The organism is Bacillota bacterium (assembly GCA_029961055.1).
Classification (GTDB): Bacteria; Bacillota; Sulfobacillia; order JAIMAT01; family JAIMAT01; genus JAIMAT01.
Genome location: JASBVM010000028.1, coordinates 1 through 12,086, shown reverse-complemented (window position 1 = coordinate 12,086; position 12,086 = coordinate 1). Strand labels below are relative to the sequence as shown.

The following is a 12,086-nucleotide window of genomic DNA, read 5'->3' as shown; positions in this document are numbered from 1 at the left end:
CGCCGCCGGCAGCTCCTGCTCGCCCGCGACCGCCTCGGGATCAAGCCGCTCTATGTCGCCTCCTCTCCCCGGACCGGCTTCGCCTTCGCCTCGGAGATCCGCGCGCTCCTGGCGCTGCCGGGTTTCGAGGCGCGTCCCGACCTGGCCGCGCTGGACGACTACCTCGCCTATCGCTTCGTCCCCGGTTCCGCCACCTTCTTCGAGGGCATCCGCCTCCTCGAGCCCGGCCACTTCCTCCTCGTCCGCCGGGGCCGGGCCCGCGAGGGTGCGTACTGGGCGTGGCCGGGGCCGGCCGGAGAGGACCGGTCCGGCGCGGACCCGGGCGAGCCCCTCGCCGAACGGCGCTACGCCTCCGAGCTGGGCGCCGCCCTGAGGGAGGCGGTGGAGCTCCACCTCCAGTCCGACGTGCCCGTCGGCCTCCTGCTCAGCGGCGGCCTGGACTCCGCCGCGCTCCTGGCACTGGCCGCCCCTCGCAGCCCCCGGCCGCTGCTCACCTACTCCCTGGGCTTCACGCGCCGCGGCGAGCCGCTCCCCGGCTTCTGGGAGCTGGACCAGGCGCGCGAGCTTGCCCGCCGGTACGGCACCCGCCACCACGAGGTGGTGGTCGAGGCGGCGACGCTCGCCGACCGGCTGACGGCCGTGGTCGACGCGCTGGAGGAGCCGCTGGGCGACCCCACCGTCTTCCCCCTGGAGCGGATCAGCCAGGAAGTGCAGCGCCAGGGCCGCGTCCTCCTCTCCGGCGAGGGGGCGGACGAGCTCTTCGGGGGCTACACCGTCTACCGGGCCCCCGCGGCGCTCCCGCCGCTCGGGGGCCTCCCGCTCGGGCTCCGCCGGCGCCTGGCCGCCTGGGTCGACCGCCTGCCCTTCCCGCTCCCCGGCCGGAACTGGGTGCGGCGCGCCCTCCTGCCGGTGGACGACTGGTATCGCTGCGTCGGCGGCCTCTTCGACCCCGCGGCGCGGGCGCGCCTCTACGCGCCCGACCTCCGGTCCGGGCCGGTTTCCGGCTCCCTCCCCTCCCGGGAGGAGGCCGGCCGGGCCGCCCCCGTCGACCCGGTGGCTCGCATGCTCGAGCTCGACGTCACCTGCATGCTGCCCAACGACACCCTGCTCAAGGCGGACAAGCTGACCATGGCCCACTCCGTCGAGCTGCGCGTCCCCTTCCTGGACGACCGGGTGGTGGAGCTGGCCGCCCGCATCCCCAGCCGGCTCAAGGTCCGCCGCCGCTCGCTCAAGTACATCCTGCGCCGGGCCATGGCCGGGCAGCTGCCCGCAGACCTCCTCCAGCGCAGGAAGCTCGGCTTCACGGCCCCGGTGGAGCGGCTCCTCCGCGAGGAGCTCCGCCCGCTGGTGGAGGACGTCCTGCTCTCCCGCCGCTTCGTCGAGCGCGGGCTCTTCGACGCGCGCGAGGTGGACCGCCTCGTCCGCCGCGCCACCCGCCCTGCGGCGCCGGGCGCGGCGGCCTCGCGCGCAGACTCGCTGGCCGCCCGCCAGGTCTTCGCCTTGCTCATGCTGGAGCTCTGGTACCGGCGGTTCGTCGATCGCCCGGCCGCGGGCCGGCTGGCCGGCCCGGAGGCGGCGGTGAGCGTCGCCGCCGGTCACGTGCCGGAGCGCTGACGCCGGGCCGGGGACAACCGCCGGTGTTCACCCAGGAGGCGACCCACACCCGTTGTTTCCCTCGCACCCCATCCGCCTGATCGCCACCGATGTCGACGGGACCTTGCTCGACTCGCGCTACCGGATCCCGGAGGTCAACCGCGACGCGGTGGCGGCCGCGCGCCGCGCCGGTCTCCGCGTCGCCCTCTGCACGGGCAAGACCTACCAGGCGATCCGGGACGTGATCGAAGAGCTGGACCTCGGGCGCGGCGAGCACGTGGTCCTGAACGGCGGCGGGCTCTACGACCCGGCCGCCGCCAGGGTCGAAGTGCTGCGCAGCCTCCCGCCCGGGGGCGCGGAGGAGGCCGAGCGGCGCTTCCGGGAGGCGGGGCTTCCCGTCGCCTATTACGTCCCGGACGGCATCCGGGTGCTGGCCTCGGACGGGACGGACTTCCTCGAGGTGGCCGTCCGCATGGGGGAGCCGGAGCCGCGGGTGCTGGCCTCGGCGGAGGAGCTGGCGGATCTGCGGCGGCGGGTGCCCGTCGTCAAGCTCCTGACGGTTCTGCCGCAGGACCGGCCGGACGCGGCCGGGGTGGAGGCCCGGCTGGCCGGCGGGGCACCGCCGGGCGTCCGCTTCGTCCGCACCGGTCCGCTCTTCGTCGAGGCGATCCCCGCCGACGGGGGGAAGGCCGTCGGCCTGCGCCGCCTGGCGGCCCGGCTGGGCGTCCGCCGGGAGGAGATCCTGGCCATCGGCGACGCCGAGAGCGACCTCTCGCTCTTCGCGGCGGCGGGGGTCCGGGTGGCGGTGGGCAACGCGGTCCCCGAGCTCCGGCGCGCGGCCGACCGGGTGGTGGCCAGCCACGACGAGGGCGGCGTGGCCCAGGCCATCCGGGAGATCGCGCTGGCCCCCCTGGAAGGCGGGCGCCCGAGGCCCTAGAGCCCGTAGATGCGCCGGGCGTTCCCCCGGAAGAAGGCCTCGGCGATCTCGCCGGCTTCCTGGGCGCGGAGGACGCCCTGGCGGCTCCACTCCTCCAGCACCGCCTCGAGGGCGGTCCGTGCCAGGTGGGCGGCGAAGGCGAAGGTGTCGGGGATGGTGTGGGCGTCGGAGGCGTAGAGGAGCTTCGAGGACGGCGCCAGCTCCAGGATCTCGGCGAGCAGCCGCGGCGCCGCCGGCCCGGTCAGCGGGACGGTGAGCGAGAGGTCGGCGTAGACGTTGGCGTAGAGGCTCGCCAGGAGACCGGCCTCGCGGTGGAACGGGTAGTTGTGCAGGAGCACCAGGGGGACCTCCCGCCAGCGCGGGTCCTCGAAGACCTCGCGCAGCAGGCCCGGGCTCGCCTCGGGCAGGCGGACGTCGCTGTCCCCGAAGCCCACGTGGAACTGGAGCGGCAGGCCCTGGCGGGCGCAGGCCGCCAGGGCCTCGTGGAGGACGAGGTGGAGGAGGGCGGGCCGGGTGAGGCGCGGCCGGGGACGGCCGCGCGCCGCCTCCTTCTCCTCCCGCCATGCCGCCTGGGCGGCCGCCGGGTCGGGCGGCCGGACCGCGAGGCCGGAGCGGTAGGCGAGGATGCTCTTCAGCCCGACGTAGCCTTCGGCGCGGAGGCGGGAGAGCCGCCGGCGGAGAAGCTCCAGGAAGTCGTCGAAGCTCCCGGTCTCGCCCAGCGCCTCCTCCGCCAAGCTCTCCAGCCGGGCGACGCGGAGCACCCGCGCCCCGGTCAGCTCGGCCAGCTCCGCCTCGTCGTAGCTCTCGCCCCCCGGGCCGGGGTCGTAGCCGGTGTCGATGAGGACGGTCTCCACCCCGGCGAGGCGGAAGAGCCTCCGGGTCAGCTCCCCGGTGCCCCACCGCGCGCGGGCCTCCAGGACCGCCTCCTCCGCGGGTTCGGTCTCCAGCGCCCCCGCCAGCCAGTGGATCGCCTGCCGGTAGCCGAGGGAGCGGGCGATGTGCTCGGCCATCGCCGGCTCCCGGCTCTCGCTGAAGCAGAGGCGGAACCGGTCGCGCTCCAGCGTGGCGGCGTCGCGCCGGATCCGGTGGGCATGGTGGTCGATCATGCGTCCCCCTCCGTCTTTCGGACCTCGGCCCTCCTGCGCGGAGGGGCCGCAGGGCCGGCTCAGGTCAGAAGACGCCGAAGTAGCGGCGGCAGTCCTCGCCCTCGGGGGCGCCGGCCAGCGCGGCGGCCTCCGAGCGCTTCACCGCGTCGAAGGCGGCGTAGAGCTGGGGGCCCAGCGCCTCCCGGAGGAGCGTGTCGGCGGCCAGGCGGTCCAGCGCTTCCTCCAGCGAGGCCGGGAGGCGGAGGATCCCGCGCGCCCGCCGCTCCTCCTCGTCCAGGCTGTCGGGGTCGACCAGGACCGGCTCGCCCGGGTCGAGGCCGCGCTCGATGCCGTCCAGCCCGGCGGCCACGATGGCGCCGAGGGCGAGGTAGGGGTTGCAGCCGTTGTCCACCGCCTTGATCTCCACGTTGACGCTGCCCTCGGGATGGGCGCGGAAGGGGGAGGCGATGCGCACCGCCGCCTCGCGGTTGTCGGGACCGTAGCAGGCGTAGGCCGACGACCAGCTGCGCGGCCCCAGCCGGCGATAGGAGTTGACCGTGGGCGCCGTCAGCGCCACCAGCGCCGGCAGGTGGGCGAGGACGCCGGCGATGAACGCGTAGCCGAGGCGGGAGAGCCGGTAGCGGTCGTCCGGGTCGTAGAAGAGGTTCCTTCCGGAGCCCCCGGCGGGCTGGCCGGGGAGGGCGGAGAGCCGCCGCCCGGCAGGCTCGCTTCCGGAGGGGAGCGTCGGCTCCTCCAGCTCCCAGGCGCTGATGTGGACGTGGGCGCCGTTCCCCGCCTGGTCCGGGAACGGCTTGGGCGCCAGGGACGCCCGGAGGCCCATCCGCCATGCGACCGAGCGGATCGTCTCGCGGGCGCGGATCTGGTTGTCCGCGGCCCGGAGGAGCGGGGCGTGGCGGAGGGAGAGCTCGTGCTGCCCGTGCCCCAGCTCCGGGTAGTACTGCTGCACCGTCAGCCCCTGCGCCTCGAAGGCGCGGACCAGCTCGACCGCGAAGTCGCCCGCCTCGGTCATGGCCGCCGAGCTGAAGCAGAGCGTCCGGTCGTAGGGGCGGTACCTCTCGCCGCCGGCGCCGTCCGGCTCCGCCACCGCGAGGGAGAACTCGTTCTCGAAGGAAGCCTCGAACCGGATCCCCCTCTCCGCCGCCCGCGCCACCATCCGGCGCGCGAACTCCCGGGCTCCCGCCTCCCAGGGCTGCCCGTCCAGCCGTTCCAGGTCGCAGAGCAGCGCCGCCTGGCCGGGGGCGTAGGGGAGCGGCGTGTAGGTGGAAGGGTCCGCCGCCAGCCGCACCTCCCCCACCGGGCCCATCCCCTCCACCGTCTGGAGCTGGTCGAAGGGGTTCATCGCCGCCATGGCCACCGTCAAGCCGACGCCGGAGCGGAGGGCGTCCTCCAGGTTGGCGCGGCTGACCGCCTTCCCGCGGATGACGCCGCCGGTGTCGCAGTAGAGGAAGCGGACCAGCACGACTCCTTCCTCCTCCGCGCGGCGGACCACCTGCTCGACCTCGTCCGGTCGGACCCATGCCTCGACCATGGATACCGCCTCCTTGCCGCCTCCCGGCCGGGGTCAGGCCCCGGTCTCGGGGCTCTCCGCGTCCGCCAGCGCCTGGCCGATCAGCGCCCTCCGCTCCTGGTCCATCAGGCTGATCCGGAGCCAGCCCGTCACCAGCCAGGCGGCGGCGACGAACGGAAGCACGCCGAAGACGCCGGGTTGGAGCGGCCAGACGCTGTTGTAGAGCGGCCAGAGCAGGATCAGGAAGCCGAGGATCGGGAAGACCAGGTGCCGGACCGCCGAGGTGCCGGGGCGTCCGTACTCGCGGCCGAAGTAGCGGACCGCGGCCGCGTTGACCATCAGGTAGGCGACGATCAGGGTGAGGGTGCCGAGCGTCCCCCAGGCGCTGTACACGTCGAAACCGCCGGCGCGGCTCCAGGCCAGGTCGGCCACCAGCGCCGTGAGGACCACGGCGGTGTGGGCGCCCAACGGCGTCCGCCGCGAGGGTTCCACGTAGCCCAGCACCCGCGGGAGCGCCCCGTCCCGGCTCATGGCGTAGAGGATCCGCGCGGCGGCGGTGGCGCTTCCCAGCGAGCAGGCGAAGGCGCTGATGGCGGCACCGAGGTCGATGACGGTGGCCATGGCCGCTCCCACGTAGCGGACGCCCAGGGTGTCCAGCGGCGCCGCGTCCTTGGCGAAGGCGGCGACGCCCCGCATCCCGAAGCCGACCGTCTCGGCCCAGCCGACGAAGACGAAGAAGAGCCCCGCGATCACCACCGTCCCCAGCACCGCCCAGGGGACCGCGCGGCGGGGGTTCTGCGCCTCCTCGCCCAGCGTGGCGGCGCCCTCGAAGCCCGCGAAGGAGAGGACGGCGTAGACGATGGCGAAGCCGATGCCCGCCAACCCCGTCTTCTGCGGCAGGAAGGGCTGGAGGGTGAGCCCCTCCTGGCCCCCGCGGGCGAGGATGGCCGCGGTCAGGGCGAGGATGATCAGGACCGAGACGCCCTCGATGGCCAGGGCCGCGCGCGTCGAGAGCTTCACGTCCAGGACGCCCATCGCCCAGACGACCCCCAGCGCCAGGAGCGCCCAGAGCCACCAGACCGTGTGCAGGCCGAAGTGCTCCAGGAAGACGACGGCGAAGTTGCCGAAGGCGGCGGCCGTGCCCGCCGCGTACGCCCAGTAGGTGAGGAGGAGTCCCCAGCCCGAGACGAAGCCCGCCCGGGGCCCGAGACCGTAGGTCACGTAGGTGAAGGCCGATCCCGCGGAAGGCAGGCGCTTCCCGAACTCCACGAAGGAGACGCCCGCCAGCACCATGGCCACGGTGGCGACGGCGAAGGTGATGGCCACCGCGCCGCCGGACGCCCCGGCGACCAGCGGCGTGTTCAGCGACATGGCCATGGTCGGCGCGATGATCGAGATGGAGAGGGCGACCACTTCCAGGAGCCCGAGCGAGTTGCGGCGAAGCTGAGGCTCGCCGCTCGCGGGACGTGCACCCATCCGAAACCCCTCGCTTTCGTACGTTCCGCCTGCCGGCCTCCCGGCCGGCCGGGCGGGGGTGGGGAGCGGCGATCCCCGAATGGAACGCGTGAACGCCATGCACGCCGGTGGTGTCGATGCTGCGGATAGACGAGAGCGGCGAGTGCGCTGGATGTTGTCATGCAGTCTGGGCAATGGACCCGGGGATTGTCAAGATAGATAGCAGATATGGCAGGCAAATGGACTTACCTTGTCGAAAACGGACGTTGAAGCGGATAGGGCCCGGGGAGAGGGTCGGGGAGGCGGGGGGCGTCGGCGCGCCCCGATTCTACCGTCTCAGGCGAGGAGGGGAGGCGTGCCTGGAAACCGGCGAGCCGCGCCGGCCACGCGCGCCGCCGTGGCTCCCCCGGGCGCCGCACGAAGAGGGTGGCCCGGCCCGCCCCCCGGCGCGGAGTAGACGAAGAGGCCGTTGGCCACCGGCCGCTCGCGGCCGTCGGAGGGCGAGTTGACCACGGCCGGGGCGAACTCGCCGGGCAGCCGGACCACCATCTGCTCGAGCCGCCGCTGTCGAAGAGCATGGCGTCGCGCGCGCCGCCCAGCGCCCACGAAAGCTGCCCCATCTCGGCGTAGGTGGGGCCGACGCTCCGCCCGGGCTGCACAAACCCGTCCGCCACGGAGGCTTCCTGCTTCCGGGGCATGCGCCCGGATCCGGGCGAGCACCTCGGCCGCCGTCAGGTGCAGGGACGGTTCCGCGAGGAAGAGGTGGAGGACCGACCGGCGCTGGGCGGTGACGCGCAGTCCCCGCCTCTGCAAGAGCTTGATCGCCTGCTCCTGCGTCGGATCCACGCCAGCCGCCTCCCCGGAAGAAGCTCTGCCACGACGTCAGTCAGCCGTTTCGAGGTGGGCCGCCAGGAACCAGAGGTCCTTGTCCGCCTGGCGCGCGAGTTGGGTCAGCAGGTCGGCCGTGACGGGATCGCCGGACTTCGCGGCGAGCTCGATGCCCGCATAGAGTCTGGCCGTCACCTTCCTGAGGCCATCCGCCACCCAGCCGATCCACCTGGAGGAGGTCCGCTCACCGGCGGACTCCGACGGGGAGCCGCCACCGGGCGCCTCCCATACCTCGGCCACCTCCGCGGCGGTTCCCCGGGCGCTCCCGCCCAGTTGGACGGCGCGTTCGGCCAGCAGGTCGACGCCCTCTTCCAGATGGGAGGCCACCTGATCCAACAGCTCGTGGATCTCCAGGAAGTTCTGCCCCTTGACGTTCCAGTGCGCCACTTTGGTCGCCAGCTGCTGGCCGCGCAGGGAGAGGGAGAGCTCCTGGAGCTCCTGGACCAGCGCTTCGCGGGCTTCGGGTCCGATGGAGACGGCTGCACTTCTCGTGTCGGTCATGCGACATACCACCCCTTTCCGTCGCCGCTTCCGCAGGGGAGCGTTGACTGAGTCCGAGTATAGACTGAGTCTTAGGAAGATGCAAGTCTGACGGAGTCCGCCTGCCGGTCGCTTCCTCGCTACAATGGACGAGCCGGTTGCACGTGAAGCAACCTTGTCCGGGACCGCCGGCGCGCTCCCGAGGGCGCGGGTCCCCGGGGGGCGGACCCCCCGGGGACCGGCGACGGCGACGAAGGAGGCGGCCATGAAGCCGGGAACCCCCCGCTCCCGCGAACTCACGCTCGACGTCGACGGAACGCGGCTCCACGTCGTGATCCAGAGGAAGGCGGTCAAGAACGTCAACGCGCGCCTGGCCGGCTCGGAGCTCCGCGTCAGCGCGCCCGCGGCCGTCCCCGACGACGTGCTCGAGCCCGTCGTCCGCGATCTCGCGAGGAAGCTGCTTCGCCGCGTCGAGGCACGCCGGATCAACGGCCAGACCGACGCGCTCGCGCTGGCTCGGCGCGTCGCCGCCCGCTTCCCCGAGCCGCCGGCCGTCCGCCAGGTCCTCTTCGTCACCACCCAGTCCGCCCGCTGGGGGAGCTACAGCGCCGCCACCCGGACCGTCCGCCTCAACGCCATCCTGCTCAGGATGCCTTCCTGGGTGCTGGAGTCGGTCGTCGCGCACGAGCTGGCGCACGTCTTCCACCTCGACCACTCGCCCGCCTTCCGCGAGCTGCTCCGCCGCGTCGACCCCCGCGCGGACGAGGCGCACGCCTTCCTGGCGGGGGTGAGCTGGCTCGCCCGCTCGTGGGGGAGCCTGCCCGCCGCGGAACGGCGGCGGCTGGCGGGCATGGCGCCCGGGGAGGGGGAGGGTCGGGGCCTTTCCGGCGGCGCCGATACGGGAGCATCCTGAGGCGCGCGCCCGCCGCGGGCGGGCGACGACCGTCCGGCTTCCTTCGCAGCAGGTGTTGCCGCATGCGCGTCCGCCCGATCGCCAGCGACGTGTAGCGCAGGATGAGGTGGGAGCCGCGCTGCCGGTCCTCGACGAAGCCGAGACGATGAAGCGCTCGGCGCAATTCAGAGGCCGTCCGTCGCGGCAGCGGCGGCACCTACACTTCCACCTCGGCGAGCGACTCCCTCCCGGGCGGGATGTCCAATCCATGCTCCTTGCGGTATTCGAGCGTGAGCTGGATCGCTTGCTTGATGTTTTCCAGCGCCTCGCCCTGTGTGCGCCCGGAGCTTGTACAGCCCGGCAGGCTCGGCACGTAGGCGAACCATTCGGCGTCCGAACGTTCCAGAACGACGACGTAGCGCATCGGCACCACCGGCTTTCATTCTATCTATCCCTTCCGTCGCCCAGGGCGCCGGGCGTGTGGCTGGAGCCGTCGGCAACCGGCCCGCCGTGGCCGACTGCGGCCACCGTCTCTGACCGGGATGACTGCAAACGCACTGGCCGCGGAAGCCCCGGAGCGGGAGCAACCGCCGGCAACGCGCTGGAGCAGGAGCTGGCGGAGGGCCTGGTCCGGGCGCTCCGCTTCCTGGCCGGGCGGGGTCTCTCCAGCTTCAACTTGGCCTTCTTCCCCTCCGCGGGGGAGCGGGACGTCTTCTGGCTCCACCTGCGCCTCTCGCCGCGGCTCTACCTGGCGCCGCGCCCCGGCGCCAGCGACATCTCCAGCCTCCAGCACCTCTACCAGGAGTCGACCATGATCCGTCCCCGGAGGAGCTGGCGGCCGGCCTGCGCGAGGCCGTCCGCCTCTGAACGCCCGCCTGCTCTCGCCTCGCTCTGCGGAAGGAGGCGGGCGCCGGCTGGCGAATGAAAGTACATCCATGGAATAAAAACGAAATTCGTATCATGGAACGAAAAGCGCCCTGGAACACGCTTCGCTGCGCGCGTCGGCTCCGGGTCCATGGAGAGGAGGGGTGGATCGATGCAGGGCCTGATGATGGAGTACCAGCTGACGCTTCCTGCCATGCTGCGGCGGGCGGAAGCGCTCTTCGGGCGCAAGGAGATCGTGACCCGCCTGCCCGACAAGAGCTTCCACCGCTACACCTACGCGGACTTCATCCGCCGGGCCAGGAAGCTGGCCGTGGCGCTGCAGTCGCTGGGCGTCGGCCGCGGCGACCGCGTGGCCACGTTGCTCTGGAACCAGTACCAGCACCTGGAGGCCTACTTCGGCATCCCGGGTGCGGGCGCCGTCCTCCACACCCTGAACGTGCGCCTCCACCCCGACGAGCTGGCGTACATCATCCGTCACGCCGGGGACCGGGTGCTGCTGGTGGACCGGACGCTGCTGCCGCTCTACGAGCAGTTCCGCGACAAGGTGGACCTCGCCCACGTGGTGGTGGCCGGAGCGGAAGGCGCCGCGCCGGAGGGCGTGCTGGACTACGAGGAGCTGCTGGCGGCGGCCGACGAGGGGCGGTACGTGGAGCCGGAACTGGACGAGGACGAGGCGGCCGCCATGTGCTACACATCCGGCACGACCGGCCGGCCGAAGGGGGTGCTCTACTCCCACCGGGCCCTGGCCCTCCACTCGCTGGTCAGCGCCCTGCCGGACGCCATCGGCGTGGGCGAGGCCGACGTCGTCCTCCCCGTGGTGCCCATGTTCCACGCCAACGGGTGGGGACTGCCCTTCACCGCGACGCTGGTGGGTGCCAAGCAGGTCCTTCCGGGCCCGCATCTGGACCCGAGGAGCCTTCTGGAGGATTTCGTGCAGGAGCGCGTGACCCTCACCGCGGGCGTGCCGACGGTCTGGCTGGGCGTGCTCCAGGAACTGGACAGGAATCCCGGCGCCTACGACCTCTCCAGCCTCCGGGAGATCGTCATCGGCGGGGCGGCTGCGCCGCGCGGGCTGATCCAGGCCTTCCAGGAGCGGCACGGGCTGCACGTCCTCCACGCCTGGGGCATGACGGAGACGACGCCCATCGGGACCGTCTCGCGCCTGGCCTCGGATCTGGAGGAAGCTCCCGAGGAGACGCGCTACGATCAGCGCGCCAAGCAGGGGAGACCCGTCCCCTTCATCGAGATCCGGGCGCGGAACGACCGGGGCCTCGCCCCCATGGACGGGGAGAGCATGGGCGAGCTGGAGATCCGCGGTCCGTGGGTCGCGGCCGCCTATTACAACGCTCCCGAAGAGGCGGGACGCTGGACGGAGGACGGCTGGTTCCGCACGGGCGACATCGTCACCGTCGACCCCCGCGTCTACATGGAGATCAAGGACCGCGACAAGGACCTGGTCAAGTCGGGCGGCGAGTGGATCAGCTCGGTGGCTCTGGAGAACGAGCTGATGGCCCACCCGGCGGTGGCCGAGGCGGCCGTGATCGCCGTGCCCCACCCCAAGTGGCAGGAGCGGCCGCTGGCCTGCGTCGTGCTGAAGGAAGGGCAGTCGGCCAGCAAGGAAGAGCTGCTCGACTTCCTGCGTCCCAAGTTCGCCAAGTGGTGGCTCCCGGACGACATCGTCTTCATCGACGAGATCCCGCGCACCTCGACCGGCAAGTTCCTGAAGCGGGCGCTGCGCGAGCGCTTCCAGGACCACCTGCAAGAGGCGGCCGGCTGAGGCGGCCGCGGCCGGAAGGAGCGTACGCCATGACCGTCCATCACCCCGCCATGAGCCGCGCCCTGCGCAACACCATCGGCGACGCGCTGCATCGCTCGGTGCGCAGGAACCCGGAGAAGGACGCGATTCTCTTCGGTGAGCGGCGCTGGACGTATGCGGAACTAGACGCGGCCGTAAACAGGGTCGCGCACAGCCTTCTGGCCCGCGGCCTCGCGAAGGGTGACCGGGTCGCCTTCTACGGGCGCAACTCCGACATCTACGTCATCGGCTGGCTGGCCTGCACCCGCGCCGGCCTCATCCACGTGCCCATCAACTACATGCTGAGGGGTGAGGAACTGCTCTACATCGTTCACCAGTCCGGCAGCCGGGCGCTGTGGTACGACGAAGATCTGGCCGCATGGGTCGAGGCGGTGCACGACCGGGCCGGAGCGGAGATCTACGGCAGCCTGGAGGAGCTTCTGGAAGCGGCGCTCGACCCCGCCGGCGACGCGGGCGAGGTGGCGGTCGACGTGGTGGAGACCGACGTGGCCCAGCTCCTGTACACGTCCGGCACGACGGCGGCGCCC

At 72.9% G+C, this 12,086-nt stretch carries 12 protein-coding genes and 1 pseudogene; 6 read left to right on the top strand and 7 right to left on the bottom strand.

Going from position 1 to position 12,086, the window contains the following annotated elements; translation table 11 throughout:
* Nucleotides 1-1,614: asparagine synthase (glutamine-hydrolyzing) (gene asnB / locus QJR14_07985; GenBank protein ID MDI3317537.1), on the top strand; the 1,614-nt coding region annotated here is incomplete at its 5' end.
* Between the two features lie 52 nt (nt 1,615-1,666).
* The gene (locus QJR14_07980) at nt 1,667-2,530 is read left to right on the top strand and encodes an HAD-IIB family hydrolase (protein ID MDI3317536.1); all 864 of its coding nucleotides are present in this window, start codon (nt 1,667-1,669) and stop codon (nt 2,528-2,530) included.
* On the opposite strand, the gene QJR14_07975 is transcribed toward QJR14_07980, so the two are convergent.
* The 5 genes from QJR14_07975 to QJR14_07955 form a co-directional block, all read right to left on the bottom strand.
* Nucleotides 2,527-3,636 carry an amidohydrolase family protein gene (locus tag QJR14_07975; GenBank protein MDI3317535.1) on the bottom strand — a complete coding sequence of 370 codons (1,110 nt, stop codon included), beginning with the start codon at nt 3,634-3,636 and terminating at the stop codon, nt 2,527-2,529. The genes QJR14_07980 and QJR14_07975 overlap by 4 nt on opposite strands.
* A gap of 64 nt (nt 3,637-3,700) precedes the next feature.
* Nucleotides 3,701-5,164 (bottom strand): glutamine synthetase family protein, encoded by a 1,464-nt coding sequence (locus QJR14_07970; GenBank protein ID MDI3317534.1) that lies wholly within the window; start codon nt 5,162-5,164, stop codon nt 3,701-3,703.
* A 33-nt stretch (nt 5,165-5,197) separates the two neighbouring features.
* Nucleotides 5,198-6,619, bottom strand: coding sequence for an APC family permease (locus QJR14_07965; GenBank protein ID MDI3317533.1), 1,422 nt, complete (start codon nt 6,617-6,619; stop codon nt 5,198-5,200).
* Between the two features lie 315 nt (nt 6,620-6,934).
* Entirely contained in the window at nt 6,935-7,204 is a 270-nt protein-coding gene (locus QJR14_07960) for a hypothetical protein (GenBank protein ID MDI3317532.1), read from the bottom strand.
* A gap of 276 nt (nt 7,205-7,480) precedes the next feature.
* Nucleotides 7,481-7,987 carry a DNA starvation/stationary phase protection protein gene (locus QJR14_07955; GenBank protein ID MDI3317531.1) on the bottom strand — a complete coding sequence of 169 codons (507 nt, stop codon included), beginning with the start codon at nt 7,985-7,987 and terminating at the stop codon, nt 7,481-7,483.
* A gap of 244 nt (nt 7,988-8,231) precedes the next feature.
* Here QJR14_07955 and QJR14_07950 point away from each other — a divergent pair, with 244 nt between their 5' ends.
* Nucleotides 8,232-8,879 carry a DUF45 domain-containing protein gene (locus QJR14_07950; GenBank protein MDI3317530.1) on the top strand — a complete coding sequence of 216 codons (648 nt, stop codon included), beginning with the start codon at nt 8,232-8,234 and terminating at the stop codon, nt 8,877-8,879.
* A gap of 100 nt (nt 8,880-8,979) precedes the next feature.
* Here QJR14_07950 and QJR14_07945 read toward each other — a convergent pair.
* Both QJR14_07945 and QJR14_07940 read right to left on the bottom strand, forming a co-directional pair.
* Nucleotides 8,980-9,075, bottom strand: a pseudogene (locus QJR14_07945) (type II toxin-antitoxin system HicA family toxin).
* Nucleotides 9,076-9,282 (bottom strand): type II toxin-antitoxin system HicB family antitoxin, encoded by a 207-nt coding sequence (locus QJR14_07940; GenBank protein ID MDI3317529.1) that lies wholly within the window; start codon nt 9,280-9,282, stop codon nt 9,076-9,078.
* Between the two features lie 54 nt (nt 9,283-9,336).
* On the opposite strand from QJR14_07940, the gene QJR14_07935 reads away from it, so the two are divergent.
* The 3 genes from QJR14_07935 to QJR14_07925 all read left to right on the top strand — a co-directional run.
* Nucleotides 9,337-9,783: a hypothetical protein gene (locus QJR14_07935; GenBank protein MDI3317528.1), complete on the top strand. Its 447-nt coding sequence runs from the start codon at nt 9,337-9,339 to the stop codon at nt 9,781-9,783.
* A gap of 111 nt (nt 9,784-9,894) precedes the next feature.
* The gene (locus QJR14_07930) at nt 9,895-11,520 is read left to right on the top strand and encodes a long-chain fatty acid--CoA ligase (protein ID MDI3317527.1); all 1,626 of its coding nucleotides are present in this window, start codon (nt 9,895-9,897) and stop codon (nt 11,518-11,520) included.
* 29 nt (nt 11,521-11,549) lie between these two features.
* The coding region (locus QJR14_07925; GenBank protein MDI3317526.1) for an AMP-binding protein at nt 11,550-12,086 on the top strand (537 nt) is incomplete at its 3' end.

Coding starts and splice junctions, on each gene's coding strand:
- QJR14_07940 (MDI3317529.1), bottom strand. CDS start 9,282: ATGCGCTACGTCGTCGTTCTGGAACGTTCGGACGCCGAATGGTTCGCC.
- QJR14_07965 (MDI3317533.1), bottom strand. CDS start 6,619: ATGGGTGCACGTCCCGCGAGCGGCGAGCCTCAGCTTCGCCGCAACTCG.
- QJR14_07975 (MDI3317535.1), bottom strand. CDS start 3,636: ATGATCGACCACCATGCCCACCGGATCCGGCGCGACGCCGCCACGCTG.
- QJR14_07950 (MDI3317530.1), top strand. CDS start 8,232: ATGAAGCCGGGAACCCCCCGCTCCCGCGAACTCACGCTCGACGTCGAC.
- QJR14_07955 (MDI3317531.1), bottom strand. CDS start 7,987: ATGACCGACACGAGAAGTGCAGCCGTCTCCATCGGACCCGAAGCCCGC.
- QJR14_07970 (MDI3317534.1), bottom strand. CDS start 5,164: ATGGTCGAGGCATGGGTCCGACCGGACGAGGTCGAGCAGGTGGTCCGC.
- QJR14_07930 (MDI3317527.1), top strand. CDS start 9,895: ATGCAGGGCCTGATGATGGAGTACCAGCTGACGCTTCCTGCCATGCTG.